This window comes from uncultured Kordia sp. (assembly GCF_947496985.1).
Taxonomy (GTDB): domain Bacteria; phylum Bacteroidota; class Bacteroidia; order Flavobacteriales; family Flavobacteriaceae; genus Kordia.
On the sequence record NZ_CANMEZ010000001.1, the window covers coordinates 358,772 to 377,427 of the forward strand.

The 18,656-nt window shown below is 33.9% G+C and carries 14 protein-coding genes; 5 read left to right on the forward strand and 9 right to left on the reverse strand.

The window, feature by feature from the left end; translation table 11 throughout:
- Positions 1–181: 181 nt before the first annotated feature.
- From Q0828_RS01815 to Q0828_RS01830, 4 genes are all read right to left on the reverse strand, one after another.
- Positions 182–3,022, reverse strand: coding sequence for a TonB-dependent receptor (locus Q0828_RS01815; protein ID WP_298417194.1), 2,841 nt, complete (start codon positions 3,020–3,022; stop codon positions 182–184).
- A gap of 80 nt (positions 3,023–3,102) precedes the next feature.
- Positions 3,103–4,950: a glutamine--fructose-6-phosphate transaminase (isomerizing) gene (glmS, locus tag Q0828_RS01820; protein WP_298417196.1), complete on the reverse strand. Its 1,848-nt coding sequence runs from the start codon at positions 4,948–4,950 to the stop codon at positions 3,103–3,105.
- A 22-nt stretch (positions 4,951–4,972) separates the two neighbouring features.
- Positions 4,973–6,580, reverse strand: coding sequence for a DUF4270 domain-containing protein (locus tag Q0828_RS01825; RefSeq protein WP_298417198.1), 1,608 nt, complete (start codon positions 6,578–6,580; stop codon positions 4,973–4,975).
- A 26-nt stretch (positions 6,581–6,606) separates the two neighbouring features.
- The gene (locus tag Q0828_RS01830) at positions 6,607–7,416 is read right to left on the reverse strand and encodes a glycogen/starch synthase (protein ID WP_298417200.1); all 810 of its coding nucleotides are present in this window, start codon (positions 7,414–7,416) and stop codon (positions 6,607–6,609) included.
- 105 nt (positions 7,417–7,521) lie between these two features.
- On the opposite strand from Q0828_RS01830, the gene panC reads away from it, so the two are divergent.
- Genes panC through radA form a run of 5 tightly spaced genes read left to right on the forward strand, consistent with a single transcriptional unit; the run spans position 7,522 to position 12,253 of the window.
- Positions 7,522–8,370: a pantoate--beta-alanine ligase gene (panC, locus tag Q0828_RS01835; RefSeq protein ID WP_298417201.1), complete on the forward strand. Its 849-nt coding sequence runs from the start codon at positions 7,522–7,524 to the stop codon at positions 8,368–8,370.
- 27 nt (positions 8,371–8,397) lie between these two features.
- A complete protein-coding gene (gene panD / locus Q0828_RS01840; protein WP_298417202.1) occupies positions 8,398–8,748 on the forward strand; it encodes an aspartate 1-decarboxylase in 351 nt (116 codons plus the stop codon).
- Positions 8,749–9,705, forward strand: coding sequence for a lysylphosphatidylglycerol synthase transmembrane domain-containing protein (locus tag Q0828_RS01845; RefSeq protein ID WP_298417203.1), 957 nt, complete (start codon positions 8,749–8,751; stop codon positions 9,703–9,705).
- A gap of 39 nt (positions 9,706–9,744) precedes the next feature.
- On the forward strand, positions 9,745–10,893 hold the full coding sequence (locus Q0828_RS01850; RefSeq protein ID WP_298417204.1) for an alpha/beta hydrolase-fold protein: 1,149 nt from the start codon (positions 9,745–9,747) through the stop codon (positions 10,891–10,893).
- 1 nt (position 10,894) lies between these two features.
- Positions 10,895–12,253, forward strand: a complete 1,359-nt coding sequence (gene radA, locus Q0828_RS01855) for a DNA repair protein RadA (protein WP_298417206.1) — start codon at positions 10,895–10,897, stop codon at positions 12,251–12,253.
- Between the two features lie 302 nt (positions 12,254–12,555).
- Here radA and Q0828_RS01860 read toward each other — a convergent pair whose 3' ends face one another.
- The 5 genes from Q0828_RS01860 to Q0828_RS01880 form a co-directional block, all read right to left on the reverse strand.
- Entirely contained in the window at positions 12,556–13,590 is a 1,035-nt protein-coding gene (locus tag Q0828_RS01860) for an aldo/keto reductase (RefSeq protein ID WP_298417208.1), read from the reverse strand.
- Between the two features lie 260 nt (positions 13,591–13,850).
- Positions 13,851–14,612: an exodeoxyribonuclease III gene (locus tag Q0828_RS01865; RefSeq protein WP_298417210.1), complete on the reverse strand. Its 762-nt coding sequence runs from the start codon at positions 14,610–14,612 to the stop codon at positions 13,851–13,853.
- Between the two features lie 251 nt (positions 14,613–14,863).
- Positions 14,864–16,678 (reverse strand): GNAT family N-acyltransferase, encoded by a 1,815-nt coding sequence (locus Q0828_RS01870; protein ID WP_298417211.1) that lies wholly within the window; start codon positions 16,676–16,678, stop codon positions 14,864–14,866.
- Positions 16,679–16,733: 55 nt separating this feature from the next.
- Positions 16,734–17,984, reverse strand: a complete 1,251-nt coding sequence (locus Q0828_RS01875) for an aspartate kinase (RefSeq protein ID WP_298417212.1) — start codon at positions 17,982–17,984, stop codon at positions 16,734–16,736.
- Positions 17,985–18,083: 99 nt separating this feature from the next.
- Complete coding sequence (locus tag Q0828_RS01880) at positions 18,084–18,593, reverse strand: GNAT family N-acetyltransferase (protein ID WP_298417213.1); 510 nt, start codon at positions 18,591–18,593, stop codon at positions 18,084–18,086.
- Positions 18,594–18,656: the final 63 nt, after the last annotated feature.

An 18,656-nucleotide genomic window follows, 5' to 3' on the forward strand; every position in this document is an offset into this window, starting at 1 on the left:
ATTACTAATGTTTTTGAATGTCCATCTATATTAGTAAAACCTCATTGTTTTTCACGTCCATCAGATTATTCATTTTGTAACTGTCCATCAGCAATATGCTAAGACAATTCAATATGCTTTATTCATAAAAAAACGGGCTACCAAATTGGTAGCCCGTTTTAGTTTATATAAAATATTTTATTTAGTTAATTACCCAAGAAATATAGTATTGAGAACCGATGGTTCCAACTCCTGGCGCACTTACATATTCGTGTCCTAAAATGTTAGCTGCTCCTAATTTGAACGTTGATTTTTTGTAACGGTAGTTTACTTGAACATCTACTAATGAACGTGCAGTTACCATTCCGTCTGCAAATGTTGATTCCCATAAGAATGAATCATTCCACCTCCAGTTCACATTGAATCCAACGTTTTTGAAAATATTTCTGTTTCCAAAAGAAGCTTTTACTTTATGTTCTGGTGTATTAAAATTCGTTTCAAAATCTGGATCGCTTGCTTGATCAAAATCAAGTTTTGCATAGGTATAATTTACACTGAAATCATAATCTCCTAATACTTTCGTGCTTACTCCTATAGCTGCACCATAAGAATTGATATCTGCATTAGAGTTAGAGTATAATTGGAAAGGTGTAAAATCACCATTACTTGCTGCAATTAATGCATTTGGTGTAGGTGCTCCTCCAACTGGTGTTAAATCTGTAATGTCAGACAAATCTACATTACCATAGTTTGGAACAATTACGGTTCTGTTAGCAATGAAATCTTTGTATGCATTGTAGTATGCACTTACATCTACAGAAATGTTGTCAAACACAATTCCACGATATCCAACTTCAAAAGCAGATACTTGTTCTGGCTTTACAAATTCTACATTAGCTCGTTGTAATAATGCTGGATTTGGCGCTCCTGCTGCTGCACTTGCTCCAAATGCTTGAAATGATGATAATGTATATGAATTATTGTACGCATCGTTTCCAGAAAGTGTTACCGTTCTGTCTAATCCGAATGCTTCTAACCCTGCTGGGAAATTATTTGTAATTGGTCGTGTTGTATAACGATCTAAATTGTCTGGTGCCGAACCTACCAAAATTGCGTTTCCAACATCTAAACCAATATATTGATCTTGCGTTGTAGGATTACGGAATCCTGTTTGAAAAGAAGCTCTAAAGTTGTGTTTTTTTGCTTCATCTGGAGAGAATACTAATGATAATCTTGGCGAAACGTTTCCATCAAAGTTTTGCGCTTTGTCATAACGAATAGATCCTGTGAATTTCATTTTATCTTCCATAAATTTTTTCTGAACCTGTACATATGCACCATATTCATCGTATCTAATTGGCCCATCGTAATCTGTAAAGATGGTTCCTTCAGAGTTTAATACATATTCACGGTACGATCCACCTACTTGAATATCTGCAAAGTCGATTAAGTGTGAAAAGTTATAATTTACATCGGAATGATATAGTTTTGTATTATCAATAAACTTTGCTCCTGTTAATAAATCCCCATCAGCAGTTACTGAGTTTAATGCTGAACGGAATCCTGGAGTTCCTGGTTGAAGACGACCTGTATCCGCTAATCCTCTTGCAAATGCATGTGCAATATCAGGATTTCCTGGCGTTACTCCTGGAATTGCTCCCGTAATTGCTCCTAGATATCCTGTAGCATACTGTGTAAACCATTGTTGGTCTGATTTCCATCTTCTATTTACGTTGATAGCTGCAAAACGAGTATCATAAGAGTTACCTGCTTTTTCTGCTGTTACATATCCTCTAATAAAGAAGTTTTTGTTACGGATCTCTAATTTATGCTGTTGCATGAAGAAATCTTTTATAGAATATCTATTTGCTCCTTGATAGATAGTGTTTCCTCTACCAATTTTAGAATTCCATATAATTGTGAAGTCATTTGCCCAAGGTTTGTAATGCAATGCTAAATCCATTTTAACACTTTCCGCATCATAATCCATTAAATCACGCTCTTCATATCCTGTTCTTGAAACGTCTGCAGAACCAAAAGTTCCTGCTGGCGCACCAGATAATGCATCAAAATTTAATGTTGTTGAAACCTCATCTCCATAAATATTTAATCCATTATAGTTTGTATCTGTTTGTCTGTTTCCAGCTATTGCATCGCCTGTAGCAGCGTCATAGTTTGTGTAATCTGTTGCAAACCACTCTGTACCATTCAGGAAAGAAAACGAAGCCTTTATCGCTAATTTATCACTAAATGCATGCGCTCCTCTTATTCCAAAATCAATGAAGTTATTATCTCCAGCATTTTCAGAAGAAGTCATTCCTGTTTTTGCATAAAAACTAATTCCTTGTTTTTCAAATGGATCTTTGCTTCGCATAAACATAATACCATTAAAAGCATTTGCTCCGTATAGTGCCGAAGAAGCTCCTGGAAGTAATTCTACGGTTTGCACATCTAACTCAGACATTCCCAGTAAATTTCCTAAAGCAAAGTTTAAGGCTGGAGAAGAGTTGTCCATTCCGTCTACCAATTGCATAAATCGAGTATTAGCAAACGTAGCAAAACCTCTAGTATTTACAGATTTGAATGTTAAACTGTTTGTATTAACATCTACACCTTTTAAGTTTTCTAGTGCATCATAATAACTTGGAGCAGAAGAATTTTTTATAGCTCTTGCATCCATTCTTTCTACAGTCACAGGAGATTCACGAATTCTTTCTGGGGTTCTTGAAGCAGATAATACAATTTCATCTAACTCAGTTCCTTGTTTTAATTCAATTGTTACCTCTTGATTGTCTTTTGTAATTGTTACTGTAGCAGAATCAAAACCTACACTACTAACCTTCAGTGTAAAAGGCAATGGCTGGTTTACTTTTAATTTAAATTTACCATCGAAATCAGTAACAGTTCCTGTAGAAGTTCCTTCGACGACTACATTAGCGCCAGGAATAGGAAGACCATCACTGAGTACTTTTCCGCTAACATTGGTTTGTGCAAATACGCTTACACAAACCAACATAGCTAAGATTGATAGATATGCTCTCATAAGTCTTTTTGGTTTAGTTATTATGAGAACAATATACACTTTTTTAGGATATTCCTAAAGAAAGTGTTAATATTTTAAAGTTATTCTACCGTTACCGATTTTGCTAAATTTCTCGGTTGATCTACATTACAATCACGCATTACTGCTATGTAATATGATAATAATTGCAATGGAATTGTTGTTAATAAAGGAGTTAGCAATTCTAAAGTTTCAGGAATTTCAATTACGTAATCTGCAATTTTCTTAATTGCTTTATCGCCCTGCATAACTACTGCTATAATTTTTCCTTTTCTAGATTTAATTTCCTGAATATTACTTACCACTTTGTCATAGTGACCTTTACGTGTCGCAATTACCACTACTGGCATTTGCTCATCAATTAATGCAATAGGCCCATGCTTCATTTCTGCAGCAGGATATCCTTCTGCATGGATATATGAAATCTCTTTTAATTTTAATGCACCTTCTAATGCTACCGGGAAGTTATAACCTCTTCCTAAGTATAAGAAGTTTGTGGCATCTTTATATATGTTTGCTATCGTTTTTACATGATTATCAGACGTTAATGTTTTTTCAACTTTAGCAGGAATTGCATCCATTTCCGACAGATACGAATGGAATTCTGATGTAGAAATCGTTCCTTTTTTCTTCGCTATTTTTAAAGCAATCAACGTTAATACTGTGATTTGTGTTGTAAAAGCTTTTGTTGAAGCAACTCCAATTTCTGGACCGGCATGTGTATACGCTCCAGCATGTGTTTCTCTTGAAATAGAAGAACCTACTACATTACATACTCCAAATACAAATGCTCCTTTACTTTTTGCTAGTTTAATAGCCGCCATAGTATCTGCTGTTTCTCCAGATTGAGAAATTGCAATCACAACATCATTTTCAGTAATAACAGGGTTTCTATATCTGAATTCAGATGCATATTCTACCTCAACAGGAGTTCTTGTTAAGTTTTCAAACACATATTCAGCTACTAAACCTGCATGCCATGACGTTCCACAAGCAACTATTAAAATTCTATTTGCATTTAAGAATTTTTCGATATGATCGTCAATTCCAGCCATACGAATGATGCCTTCATTTGCCAACATTCTTCCTCTGAACGTGTCCAAAATTGCTCTTGGCTGCTCATATATTTCTTTCAACATAAAGTGATCGTAACCACCTTTTTCAATCTGCTCTAAGTTTAATTGTAATTCCTGAACGTAAGGATCAACTAAAGAATCATCTTTAATTTTACGAACTTTTACTTTTTTACCTCTACGTACAATTGCCATTTCTTCATCTTCAAGATAAATAGCATTGTTTGTATATTCAATAAATGGAGACGCATCAGATGCAATAAAGAATTCTTCTTCTCCAACTCCAATTACTAATGGACTTCCCAAACGCGCTACAACAATTTCGTCTGGTTTGTTTTTATCAAACACTGCAATCGCATATGCCCCTACCACTTGATTTAAAGCAACTTGAACTGCTTTCCCAAGTTTTACACCTTCGTTCTTCTTTACATCTTCAATTAGATTTACCAATACTTCTGTATCTGTATCCGAATGAAATTTGTAACCTCTTTTGATTAATTCTTGTCTTAATGGATCATAGTTTTCAATGATTCCATTATGAATGATTACCAATTCGCCAGAATTAGAATAGTGTGGATGCGAATTTACATCATTAGGCTCTCCATGAGTTGCCCAACGTGTATGTCCGATAGCCAATGTTCCGTCTTCAGAAATCTCCTTTTTTACACGAGCTTCTAAGTCAACAACTTTTCCTTTTGTTTTAGATAGTTTAATGTTTTTACCATCATAAATAGCAACACCTGCACTATCATACCCTCTGTATTCAAGTCTTTTTAGTCCTTTTAACACTACAGGATACGCTTCTCTATGACCTATATAACCTACGATTCCGCACATAATTTTTTCTTAATTATTGATATTAATTAGTTTCTGGGATTGTATAAAATATTTCTAAAGTTAGTCGTTTGTCTGCTGGTGAAGCAGCAGTATTTCCATATAATACAGTTCCAAATGGATTCATGTTTGATACTGTTGGGATAAATTCTTGTTCTGAACTTCCAGTATTTTCACGACCACTTGTAACAATACGAATATCAGAAGAAGAAACCAATCCAAGTCTTTTGTTGGTTGAATCTTTTCTAACAAGATTGTTAATATGCTCTGTAAGTCTAATTTTGTATCGAACACCTTCTCCACTTTCATCACGTTCTAAAATTCCACCATGTAAAATTTTAGAAAGCCCTGGAGATGTAGCACTTACCGTTAAATCAGCATCGTAATCTTCTAATGGAATGTTATCATCCATATTATATAAATAGATTCGTTGCGGATCTTGCTCACTACCTTGCTCACTTTCATTTATATGAAATACCAAGTTTGCATCATTGATTATCCAATTTTCTTCTCTTATCTCTTCTAACTGATCGGCAATACCATTGTTATCATTATCAGGTCCGAAAAGATCTAAAACAGCCATAGAACCTTGTCCACCTTTCAGGTAAATATTATCATTTGATGCTTCAACATCTGGAAACGTTCCTAATGGTGTAAATGTATTTACAATATTTCCTGAAGATAAGCTCAATGCGTATGAACCAGTTTGAACTATGATATCATCATCATCTGGATCATCATTTCCTTGTGTTTCCAACTTTTTATATTGATATTCAATAACAATGTCAGCATTTTGGAAATCGAGTAACATTAACAAGTTTGAATCTTGCCCTATTGAGATATGCAAACCTCTAAACAAGTCTTCTGCTCTAAATACGTTGTTATTCGAAAGTTTTATACTTCCTTCGTTATCTATAATTCGCTCTTGAAAGAATTGTGTATCAAGCTCTACTCTTAATCGTGGTGATAAAGTTTCAACAACTACTTCTTCTCCAGTTTCATTGTCAATTTCTGTAACTTCTACTTGATCTTCACTAAGTAAAACATCTCCCTGAAACAACGTTTGCCCTGTAAAAGATGAAAAATCTTCATCAGAATAGTATGCTTGCTGATTTCCATCTTCATCTACACTTCTAAGGAAGTATGTAAATTCTTTTACCGTAAGTAAAAAAGGAACTGTTCTATCTCCATAAACAGAATCAACAGCTGTTGTAATACTTCCATCACTTTCTACTGTACTGTTACTGAAATAAGGAATATTTAAGTATACTTTGGTAACCTCTTCCTCTTCTTCTAGATCTGTAGCATCCGCATCCTCTTCTTCTTGGGTCTTTTCTCCAAATTCAGGATTTTCATTTCCCGAAACTAGGTTTGCTTGTACTGTAAGGCTAGTCATTATATCGCCATAAATACCATTGATGTTTTTACCTAGTTGATACACAGGCAAACCATTTGTTTGTACTGGCGACATACGTCTGTTAGAAACATCTAGCACTGTTTCATCATAAAGATTCGTAGTAAAATTATTATTTTCAATAATCTCACCTCCAACTGTACTAAATTCATCGTCGCACGCAATAAAGCCTACAAGTATTAATAATACTACTGAGGCACTAGTGAGTGTCTTCTTCAATTTGTTCATAGTGTAATTTAATTAACCTAATTTAAAACTTTTGTATTGTAAAAATCTGTGTACGCATCGGCAAATTCTTCACTGTTTTTATATTCAAGGACTGGCTTTTCAATGCCTGTGAGATAGTCTTGAACATCAGCAGGAATTTCCTCAGATGCAATTACCACGGCATCCGAATGATCCACAGCAACTTTTAGAAGGTTAGAGTAGTTTGGCTCAGCTAATATTTCCACATTACCATCACCGATATTATCAAACTTGATTTTATTTAGCATTTCTTTATCTAAAGTTCCATCAAATTCTTGTTTATAAACCGAAGTTACAATTTTACTGTCTGTAAACAATGGTTCATCTTTATAATATTTTCTTAAATATAAAGGCAATAAAGAAGCCATCCAACCATGAACGTGAATGATATCTGGAGCCCAATTTAATTTTTTCACAGTTTCAATCACACCTTTTGCAAAGAAAATAGCGCGTTCATCATTATCTGGAAACAAATTCCCTTCCTCATCTGTAAATGTAGCTTTACGCTTGAAGTATTCTTCATTATCAATAAAATACACCTGAATTCTTTCTTTTGGAATAGAAGCTACTTTAATAATTAATGGCATATCCATATCATTAATGACTAAGTTCATTCCTGATAAGCGAATTACTTCATGCAACTGATGTCTTCTTTCATTGATATTTCCAAAACGTGGCATAAATATCCTAATTTGCCCACCTTTACTGTTTACCATTTTTGGTGCTTCAAACGACATTGACGAAATTTCTGTTTCTGGCAAATATGGCACTACCTCAGATGAAACGTATAAGACTCTTTTATTATTCATAAAAATACTTTTCCTTTAATATTAAGCGTAAAACATGCAAAATTACAAAAATTATGCAGATTAACAGTAATATATTAAATTTGCAAGCTGTTAATTTTTTGCAAAATGACTATACACTATACACAAAACACCTTAAAACCATTCATAGAAGAACAAAAATCTCAAGGAAAAAAGATTGGTTTCGTGCCTACAATGGGTGCACTTCATGAAGGACACTTATCGCTTGTAAAGAACGCTATGACTGGCAACGACATTGTTTTTGTTAGTATTTTTGTAAACCCAACTCAGTTTGACAACGCTACTGATTTACAAAAATATCCAAGAACTTTAGACGCTGATGTTTCGTTATTAAAAACTTTAGAAAATAATGTGTTTGTGTATGCTCCTAGTGTTGAAGATATCTATAATTCCGGTGTAAATTCTGAAAAATTCAGTTTTGATGGGCTCGAATTTGAAATGGAAGGAAAATTTAGAACAGGGCATTTTGACGGAGTCGGCACTATTGTAAAACGCTTTTTTGAAATTATTACACCTGATAGTGCCTATTTTGGAGAAAAAGATTTTCAGCAATTGATGATTGTTAAAAAATTAGCTTCCAAATACAAATTACCTGTTAATGTGGTAGGTTGTGATATATTTAGAGAAGCATCAGGCCTAGCTATGAGTTCTAGAAATCAACGCTTATCTGAACATGCAAAAAAAGAAAGTGCTTTTATTTACAAAACACTATTACAAGCCAAGGAAAAGTTTGGCACAAAAAGTGCAAACAAAGTAAAGGAATGGGTTCAGCAACAATTTGAAAAACATCCGTTGTTAACATTGGAATACGTTGAAATTGCAAACATTAAAAACTTAAAAACTGTACAACGAAAATCCAAAAACGAAACGTATCGCATATTCATTGCTGCTTTTATTGAAAACATTCGCTTAATTGACAACATTGCACTGAATTAAAAACTTTAAAATCATTAACTTTACCCCATGCAAATACACGTAGTAAAATCTAAGATACACAGAGTAAAAGTAACAGGAGCCGATTTAAACTATATTGGAAGTATCACAATTGATGAAGACCTTATGAATGCCGCTAATATTATTCAAGGAGAAAAGGTTCAAATTGTAAACAACAACAATGGTGAACGGTTAGAAACATATGCCATTCCAGGTCCAAGAGGAAGTGGAGAAATTACCTTAAATGGTGCTGCTGCTCGAAAAGTTGCGAAAGGTGATGTACTTATTCTAATCACATATGCTATGATGCATATTGAAGAAGCAAAAGTATTTAAACCTGCATTGGTTTTCCCTAACGAAGCAGATAACACACTCACATAGTTGAAAAAATCAATATCAAAATTATTAAAAATAGTACTCCCGATTTTTTTGGGAGTTTTTTTAGTTTGGTACTCACTGTCCAAAACTCCACTTGATGAGCTGATCAATCATTTTGAAAAAGCAGATTATACTTGGGTAGCTCTTGGTGTTTTTTGCGGAATTATAAGTCACCTATCGCGCGCGTATCGTTGGCGCTACATGTTAGAACCTATGGGCTACAAGCCTAAATACCCTAATAGCGTGATGGCTGTTTTTGTTGCATACTTAGCTAACTTAGGAGTTCCAAGATCAGGAGAAGCTCTACGCGCATTGACATTAACAAACTACGAAGGTATTCCTTTTGAAAAAGGCTTTGGAACTATTGTTGCTGAACGTGTTGCCGATTTAATAGTGATGCTTTTAGTCATTACTATTACATTATTTATGCAGTTTGATTTCATTTGGAGCTTACTCATGAAAAAGTTCGACCTTACCTTAATTATTATTATACTCTCAACAGGAATCATTGGCGGAATCGCACTCATCATATTCATTAAAAAAGCAAAAAAAGGCATTCCACTCAAAATTAAAAACTTTATTATTGGTGTGTATGAAGGAGCTACCAGCATTCTAAAAATGAAGCACAAATGGGCGTTTATATTCCACACTTTTTTCATTTGGGCAATGTATATACTCATGTTTTACATTACCATGTTATCTGTAGTAGACTTACAAGGAAATGTTCCGCTTGGCGCTATTGTAATTGCATTTATTGCAGGAAGTTTTAGCATTGCCGTTACCAATGGAGGAATTGGCGCGTATCCAATAGCAATTGCCGCTGCATTTTCTTTATTCAACATTCCAGAAACACTTGGTGAAGCTTTCGGTTGGATTATGTGGGCATCACAAACCTTAATGATTATAATTATTGGCGGATTATCATTTCTTTATTTACCTATTTTTAATAGCAAAAAATAATCTTTACCTTGCTATCGTAAACCAACCTATTTCTATATCATGAAAAAGTACATCGTACTACTTATTGCATTTGCATGCATTACCTACACAAATGCACAAACAAAAGCTGAACAATTTAAATCTAAAAAACTTAATGAAACTAGAGATATTCAACTGTATATACCGCAAGGGTATTCAGATGAAAAAGTATATCCTATTATTGTTGTGCTTGACGCGAATTATCTCTTTGAAAGCGTTGTAGCAAATACACGATTTTATAGCTATTGGGATGAAATGCCAGAATCTATTGTTGTTGGAATCAATCAAAGCAAAGCAGATGACCGTCAACGCGATTGCATGTACGAAGATGCAAGCGGATTACCAACCGAAAAAGGAAACAAGTTTTTTGAATTCATAGGCATGGAATTGATTCCGTATATAGAAAAAAATTACAATACAGCAAACTTCAAAATGATTGTTGGACACGATCATACTGCAAATTTCATCAATTACTTCTTATTTAAAGAAGTTCCATTGTTTGATGCATACATTAACTTAAGTCCTTCATTTGCGCCTAAAATGGAAGACAGAATTGTAACACGTTTGAACGAATTTGAAACTAAAAAGTTTTTCTATCTCGCTACAGCGGAAGAAGACAATAAAAAAGACGCTCAAAGAATTCGCGCATTAAATGCTTCTTTAAAGGAATTAAAAAAAGACAATATTTTTTACTATTACGACGATTTCACAGAAGCAAATCACAACTCATTAGCTGTACAAGCTATTCCAAGAGCAATGAGTCAAATATTTTCTATGTATCGACCAATTAGCGTAAAAGAATACAAAGAAACCATTTCAAAACTAAATACATCTCCGTTTTTATATTTAACAGATAAATACAAAACAATCAAAGATCTTTTTGGGTTTGAAAAACGTGTTTCGGTAAATGATTTTATGGCAATCTACTCTGCTGTTCGCAAAAAAGATAATCTAGAAGACTTAAAATTATTAGCAAAGCTTGGCAAGAAAGAATATCCAGACACTGCATTATTTCACTTTTTTATGGGAGAATTCTACGAAAAAGATGAGAAGCCTAAAAAAGCATTACGCATGTATCAAAATGGATTCAGCATGAATGCTATTGATTTTATTACAAAAGATTTAATGCTTGATAAGGCTGAAAAACTAAAACAAGACTTCGGTTGGTAATATGGCAAAAGTAAAAACAACCTTTTTCTGTCAAAATTGTGGATCTCAATTTGCAAAATGGCAAGGACAATGTACTTCATGCAAACAATGGAATTCCATTGTAGAAGAAGTGATTCAAAAAGAAGTAAAAGCCAATTGGCAAAGTAAAGAAAAAAGCACTTCTAGAGTTTCAAAACCTACATTGATTCACGAAATAAGTTCTACCACAGAAAAACGCTTACCAACTTCCGACCAAGAATTAGATAGAGTATTAGGAGGCGGTATTGTACCTGGCTCACTCATACTTTTAGGTGGCGAACCTGGTATTGGAAAAAGTACGTTGCTATTACAAATTTCACTCAAGTTACCATACAAAACATTATATGTTTCTGGAGAAGAAAGCCAGAAACAAATTAAAATGCGCGCCGAACGTATCAGTCAAAAAAACTCCAATTGTTTTGTGTTGACGGAAACAAAAACGCAAAATATTTTCAAACAAATTGGCGAAATTGAACCTGATATTGTCATCATTGATTCCATCCAAACCTTACATTCTGATTATATAGAATCATCTGCAGGAAGCATTTCTCAGATTAGAGAATGCACAACAGAGTTGATAAAATTTGCCAAAGAAAGCGGAACTCCCGTGTTATTAATTGGACACATTACCAAAGATGGACATATTGCTGGCCCAAAGATTTTAGAACACATGGTAGACACAGTTTTACAGTTTGAAGGTGATCGAAATCATGTGTATCGTATTTTGCGTTCCTTAAAAAATCGTTTTGGTTCTACTTCTGAATTAGGAATTTATGAAATGTTATCTGATGGCTTACGCGAAGTGAGCAATCCGTCAGAAATACTAATTTCGAAAAACGCGGACGAACTTAGCGGAACTGCCATTGCAGCAACTTTAGAAGGTGCGCGTCCGTTAATGATAGAAATTCAAGCGTTGGTAAGCACCGCAGTTTATGGAACTCCACAACGAAGTACCACAGGCTACAATGCAAAACGCCTAAATATGCTATTGGCGGTATTGGAAAAACGTGCAGGTTTTAAACTAGCTGCAAAAGATGTGTTTTTAAATATTACTGGTGGAATTAGTATTGATGATACTGCAATTGACTTAGCTGTTATTGCTGCAATTTTATCAAGCAATGAAGATGAAGAAATTTCAAAAGCTGATTGTTTTGCCGCCGAAATTGGATTGGCTGGCGAAATTCGTCCTGTAAATAGAATTGATCAACGCATTTTAGAAGCTGAAAAACTTGGATTCAAGCGTTTCTTTACTTCAAAACACAACAAAATATCACTTCAAAATACAAACATAGAAATTATATTAGTATCCAGAATTGAAGATCTTGTATCATACTTGTTTTGACATTATTAAAAAATTGAAAAATAAAGAATTCAAAGATTAAGGGATTCGATATTATCCTTTAAAGTATTCGTTTTATCGAAAATAAACCTTAAAGTATTCTTAATAAACAATATTCACGTATCATGCAGAGTTAATTATCTGTAAGATTACCTAAAAAACCAAGAAAGGGAATATGGCGTACTGTCTATTCCCTTTTTTAGTTTCTATTTATTTTATCATTCTGCACTTGATACAGAATCCAACTATAAAACTATAGATTCCCACCTACGCAAGAACGAGTCTAAAAGCGAGGCAATCTATTTTTAAGGTGCCGGATTTGGAATACTATTATGAATTGCATTGATTTCTCCAACAATTTCATCGGACAATTCTATATTGACACTTCCTATGTTTTCTTCTAATTGTGTAATATTAGTTGCCCCAATAATATTACTTGTTAAAAATGGTCGTTGATTTACAAATGCTAATGCCATTTGTGGCAAACTTAAACCGTGCTTTTGCGCCAATTCAAGATATTTTTCCGTTGCTTTTGTCGCTTCCTCTCCACTGTAACGTGTAAAACGCGGAAACAAGGTTAAACGAGCATTTTCAGGCATTTTTCCACCTAAATATTTCCCAGACAACACTCCAAAACCTAATGGTGAATACGCTAATAAACCTATGTTTTCACGCATGGCAACTTCTGCCAAACCAGTTTCAAAACTTCTACACAATAAAGAGTACGCATTTTGAATGGTAACCATACGTGGCAATCCTTTTTTAGACTCTTCTATATAGCGCATTGCTCCCCAAGGTGTTTCATTGGAAATTCCAACTTGACGAATTTTCCCTTCTTTAATCAGTTCATCTAAGGTAGCTAAACTTTTATGAAAATTATCTTCCCAAGGATCGTTTGGATTGTGCACATAATCACGTTGTCCAAAGAAGTTTGCTTGACGTTCTGGCCAGTGCAATTGGTATAAATCAAGGTAATCTGTTTGTAAACGTTTTAAACTGTTTTCCACAGCATCTTTGATCGCTTCTGGGCTAAATCCGCTGGTTCTAATATGTGCTGTATAATCGCCTGGACCTGCAATTTTGGAAGCTAAAACTACTTTATCTCGGTTTCCTGTTTTTTTGAACCAAGTTCCAATGACACGTTCAGTTTCAGCATATGTCTCTGCAGTTGCTGGCACAGGGTATAATTCTGCAGTATCAAAAAAGTTAACTCCTTTATCAAAAGCAAAATCCATTTGCTCATGACCTTCAGCTTCTGTGTTTTGATTTCCCCAAGTCATTGTTCCTAGGCAAATTTTACTAACTTTTATATCTGTATTTTGTAATGTGGTGTATTTCATATGCTAATTTTTCTTTTTCGGTTTTTATTTTTTAGCAAATTTTCGTTGTTCTTCGATTTTGCATTAAGGATAGAGCTATTGTTGGAGCTCTTTGTGAGATGCTGTATCTCGACTGCGCTCGATATGACAAATTAAATAATATTCCAAAAAGCGACTAGTGAAAGCCCGACCTCCGATTTGTCGGAGGAAATGCCCAAACTATCATTTTTATTTTAGATAAATTACTAATTATAGATTCCTGCTACTCAAGAATGTAAAAGCTACATACTGATCTCTACTAAAATCGGGCAATGATCGGAATGCTTGGCTTCAGGCAAAATAGTTGCTCTGGCAATATTATCCTTCAATGGTTCACTAACCATGTTGTAATCAATACGCCAACCTTTGTTGTTAGCACGCGCATTGGCGCGATAACTCCACCAACTGTAATGATCTGGCTCTTTGTTTAAGTGACGAAACGAATCAATAAATCCACTATCAATAAAACTTCCAATCCAAGCGCGTTCTTCTGGCAAAAATCCAGAAACACCTTTCATTTTTGGGTTATGAATATCTATTGCTTCATGACAAATATTGTAGTCGCCACAAACCACCAAATTTGGTAATTCGGCACGTAATTTTGTCAAATATTCTTTGATTTCATCCATGTATTGAAACTTAAAGCTAAGTCGTGCATCATTGGTTCCTGATGGCAAATACATGCTCATGATAGAAATGTTATCGTAATCTACACGCAAGTTACGCCCTTCAAAGTCCATGGTTTCAATTCCCGTTCCGTATTCCACATGATTTGGCTCTTCTTTACAGAGAATTGCAACGCCACTATAGCCTTTTTTTTGCGCACTAAACCAATAATTATATTTATAACCGGCTTGTTCAAAAATTTCTAAATCGAGTTGTTCTTTGAGTGCTTTGATTTCCTGTAAACAAATCACATCTGGATTTGCTTGTTGCAACCATTCCATGAAACCTTTTTTGATAGCTGCGCGAATTCCGTTTACGTTGTACGATATTATTTTCATGTATTTTTATTTTTATCATTCAAGACTTGAAACATCTCGAATTGTTTTTATGATAAAGATCTCATTTATTGTTTTTATTTTCATCCAAAGAAAAGAAACAAAAGAAAGGTCACTTTTCCAGAGGTATTTTTCTAAATTTTCTCTAAAGCTTTGAAAATTTTTAACGATAAATTCCTGCTATACTAAGGAAAAGAATTTTTGCTTCAGTTTTCAAAAGAACTTAAATTATAAAAGCGTGATTATTGCTACTTTTACTCTTCTTCGTTATCGTTTAGCCTACGTTCTAATTCTGCTTGAAATTCTTCCATAACAGGTTTCACCGTACTTTCTGGAAGATCAGCAATACGAATATACATTAATCCATCAACCGCATTATTGAATAATGGATCTACATTGAAAGCGATTACTTTTGCATTTTGTTTTACGTACTTTTTAATAAGTACTGGCAAACGCAAACTTCCTGGCTCGAGTTCGTCAATGATTTTATCAAACTTGTTTAAATCTGCCTCCGTTTCATCAAAAATAAAGTCTTTATCGGCATCTTTCAGCTTTACTTTAAATTCTTTTTTAGGATGTATATATTGTGCAATGTATGGATCGTAATAGTGTGATTTCATAAACTCAATCATCAGTGATTTTGAAAAATTTGAAAACTGATTACTGATACTCACACCACCAATTAAGTATTTATGTTCAGGATGACGTAATGTTGTATGCACAATTCCTTTCCAAAGTAAGAATAATGGCATTGGTTTTTGCTGATATTCTTTGATGATAAAAGCTCTTCCCATTTCAATGGATTCGCTCATCATTTTGTGTAATTCTGGCTCAAAGCGAAATAAGTCTTGCAAATAGAAACCATCAATTCCGTAGTTTGCATAAATTTGACTTCCAAGTCCCATTCGATACGCGCCTGCGAGTTCTTTTGCTTCGCTATCCCATAAAAACATATGGTGATAGTAATAATCAAAATTATCTAAATCTATTGCTTGATTGGTTCCTTCTCCAATTTCTCGGAATGTAATTTCACGTAATCGTCCAATTTCTCGTAATACACTTGGAATTTCAGAAGCTTCCGCCAAAAACACTTGGTAATTTTTACTTGTAAGTAAGTGATGTTTTTTTGACAAGCCTTCCACTTCTTCCTGAATGAGTTCAGCAGAAACTGGCGTAATAATTTCCTTAGGAGCTTTCGGTATTTTTGGTATTTTTAATGATGTTGGCACTTTACTAAGAAGATTTTCCTTCTCATATGTATTAGACAACATGTATGTTTTTTTACGTAAAAACTCTGTAAAATCAGGGAGATTATCGTATTCATTTTGTGCTTTTAACGAAATCGGTTTCCCAATACGTACTTTTATGACTCTATTTTTCTGTGTGAGTAATTCTGAAGGTAGTTTTGCTGTTCGGAACGTATCATTAATTTTTGATAGTCTGTAAAAGATGCGACTGTTTTTTGCATGAAAATAAATTGGGACTACTGGCACTTTTGCTTTTTGCACCAACTTCATTGCTGCTTCTTCCCAAGGTTTATCTACAATTAAACGCCCATCTTTATAGGTGGAAACTTCTCCTGCTGGAAATATCCCTAATGGTTTTCCTTCACGTAAGTGCATAATTGATTGTTTGAAACCTGCCAAGCTTGATTTCACTCCTTTGTGTTCTTCAAAAGGATTTACAGGCATTACATACGGTTTCAATGGATCAATTCTGTGTAATAAGAAATTTGCAATGATTTTATAGTCTGGACGCTGCTCTATCATCAATTTGAGCAACAAGATTCCGTCAATTCCACCAAGTGGATGATTCGAGATTGTAATGTACGCGCCATCTTTAGGAAGACGTTTTAAATCTTCCTCTGGAATTTCAAATTTAATCTGAAACTCATCCAACAATGCATTTAGAAATTCTAAATCACTGAGATGCTTATGTTTATCATAAATTTTATTCAAATTAGATATACGTAACACCTTCATTAAAATCCAACCTATGAAGGTTCCAATGAAGCCGTACTTGTCTAATTTGATCGCTTTTGCAACTTCTTTTGCAGTTACCAATCCCATATATTTACTTTAAGGCGAATTACAAATATAGGAAAACAACCTTAATTTGTGTGATTTATTTCACAACTAGCTGAATCGTTTGTTCTGCACGTTGTTCTAATAGTATTTCTTTATCTTTTTGCAATCCTTTGATTGCCAATTCCGTAAAGTGTCTTATAGTATATAAAGACACGTTTTCATAGTGTGTTACTTTGAATTTTGAACGTAAGGTATTGAGTAATTTTTCTAAGTTGTTAAACTTATTATCTATACAAACCGAAAAACTAATGGCAGAATTTTGAATAACATCTACTTTCATTTTACAATCATGCAACAACTTAAATATTTCACTGATATTCTCTTCAACTATAAACGAGAAATCTAGGGAAGATAATGAAATTAACACTTGATTCTTTTTTACGATAAAACATGGAATGTTTGGTGTAATCCCAACTCCTTTTGCTACCGCGGTTCCTTCTCCTTTCGGATTTAAAAATGACTTTACATATAATGGAATTTCCTTACGCTGTAGCGGTTGTAATGTTTTTGGATGAATAACTGAAGCACCGTAAAAAGCTAACTCAATAGCTTCACGATAGGATATATTATGCAATAATTGTGCATTTTCAAAATAACGTGGATCAGCATTTAAAACACCTGGCACATCTTTCCAAATAGTTACACTTTCGGCATTTAAACAATAAGCAAAAATAGCCGCCGTATAATCGGAACCTTCTCTTCCTAAAGTTGTTGTAAAATTATTTGGATCGCTCCCAATAAAACCTTGTGTAATATTTAGTTTACTTGTGTTTATTTTTTGTTTAATATTTTCCTGTGTAATTACCCAATTCACTTTTGCATCACGGTAGTTCGTATCTGTTTTGATCATTTCACGAACATCTAACCATGTAGTTTCAATAGATACACTATTTAAATATGCACTTACTATTGTAGTCGAAATTAATTCTCCAAACGATACTAATTGATCATATACATAGTTGTAATCAGGCGATTTATTTCTTCCTAAAAAACCTTGCATTTCTTCAAAAAACTGCTTCACTTTTGCAAAGATTTGATGATTTTCATTAGGAAATAATTCCAGCAAAATTTCATTATGATATTTGGCAATTTCCTGAATTGAAGCTTGCAATTCCTTACTTTTATCAAAGTAATTTTTAATCACAACTTCAATAGCGTTGGTCGTTTTTCCCATAGCAGAAGTCACAATAAGTGTATTATCGTATCCTACTTCTTGTAATACTTTTACAAGATTTTTAACGCCATTTGCATCTTTTACTGATGCGCCACCAAATTTGAATATTTTCATTGTACTTTTTTTTAGTGTAGAGATGTTAGTACTGAGAATTGAGATGTTTTTAGAGCATCTCGTTTTTCAATTAATAAGATCTCATAACTGATTTTATATTTATAATTTCTTACTTGTCAAATATTGTTCAATTCCTCGTTCATCTAGTTGTACTACATGCCAATCGCGTTTTACATCTGCGCCAATATGCTCATAAAATTCAATCGCTGGCGTATTCCAATCCAATACTTCCCAACCAATTCGTTTGACACCTAAATTATTTCCAAATTTTATAACTTCGGTTAATAATGCACCGCCAATTCCTTCTCCACGTGCTTTTTCACTTACAATTAAGTCTTCTAAATGCAATACTTCTCCTTTCCATGTGGAATAGCGCATGTACACTAATGCTATTCCTAAAATCTGCTTTATTGAACTTGATTCAGTATTTTCTGTCGTTTCAGCAACAAAACAGTGAAACTTTGGTGAAGTTCCAAAACCGTCTTTCAGTAAATCGTTTGGTGTTATTAAAACAGCATCTTCTTCTTTTTCAAAAATGGCTAATTCTTGAATTAAACGAAAAATAGCATCTACATCATTTCCAGTTGCTTTTCGGATTGTATAGTTCATAATTTTACAAATGTTTACACAAAGGTAACAAGGCTAAAATTATAATTTTTACGAAAACGTTAT

Excerpts from the sequence above, each read along its gene's own strand:
- Q0828_RS01815 (WP_298417194.1), bottom strand. The coding sequence starts at position 3,022 with ATGAGAGCATATCTATCAATCTTAGCTATGTTGGTTTGTGTAAGCGTA.
- glmS (WP_298417196.1), bottom strand. The coding sequence starts at position 4,950 with ATGTGCGGAATCGTAGGTTATATAGGTCATAGAGAAGCGTATCCTGTA.
- Q0828_RS01830 (WP_298417200.1), bottom strand. The coding sequence starts at position 7,416 with ATGAATAATAAAAGAGTCTTATACGTTTCATCTGAGGTAGTGCCATAT.
- panC (WP_298417201.1), top strand. The coding sequence starts at position 7,522 with ATGACTATACACTATACACAAAACACCTTAAAACCATTCATAGAAGAA.
- panD (WP_298417202.1), top strand. The coding sequence starts at position 8,398 with ATGCAAATACACGTAGTAAAATCTAAGATACACAGAGTAAAAGTAACA.
- Q0828_RS01850 (WP_298417204.1), top strand. The coding sequence starts at position 9,745 with ATGAAAAAGTACATCGTACTACTTATTGCATTTGCATGCATTACCTAC.
- radA (WP_298417206.1), top strand. The coding sequence starts at position 10,895 with ATGGCAAAAGTAAAAACAACCTTTTTCTGTCAAAATTGTGGATCTCAA.
- Q0828_RS01860 (WP_298417208.1), bottom strand. The coding sequence starts at position 13,590 with ATGAAATACACCACATTACAAAATACAGATATAAAAGTTAGTAAAATT.
- Q0828_RS01865 (WP_298417210.1), bottom strand. The coding sequence starts at position 14,612 with ATGAAAATAATATCGTACAACGTAAACGGAATTCGCGCAGCTATCAAA.
- Q0828_RS01870 (WP_298417211.1), bottom strand. The coding sequence starts at position 16,678 with ATGGGATTGGTAACTGCAAAAGAAGTTGCAAAAGCGATCAAATTAGAC.
- Q0828_RS01875 (WP_298417212.1), bottom strand. The coding sequence starts at position 17,984 with ATGAAAATATTCAAATTTGGTGGCGCATCAGTAAAAGATGCAAATGGC.
- Q0828_RS01880 (WP_298417213.1), bottom strand. The coding sequence starts at position 18,593 with ATGAACTATACAATCCGAAAAGCAACTGGAAATGATGTAGATGCTATT.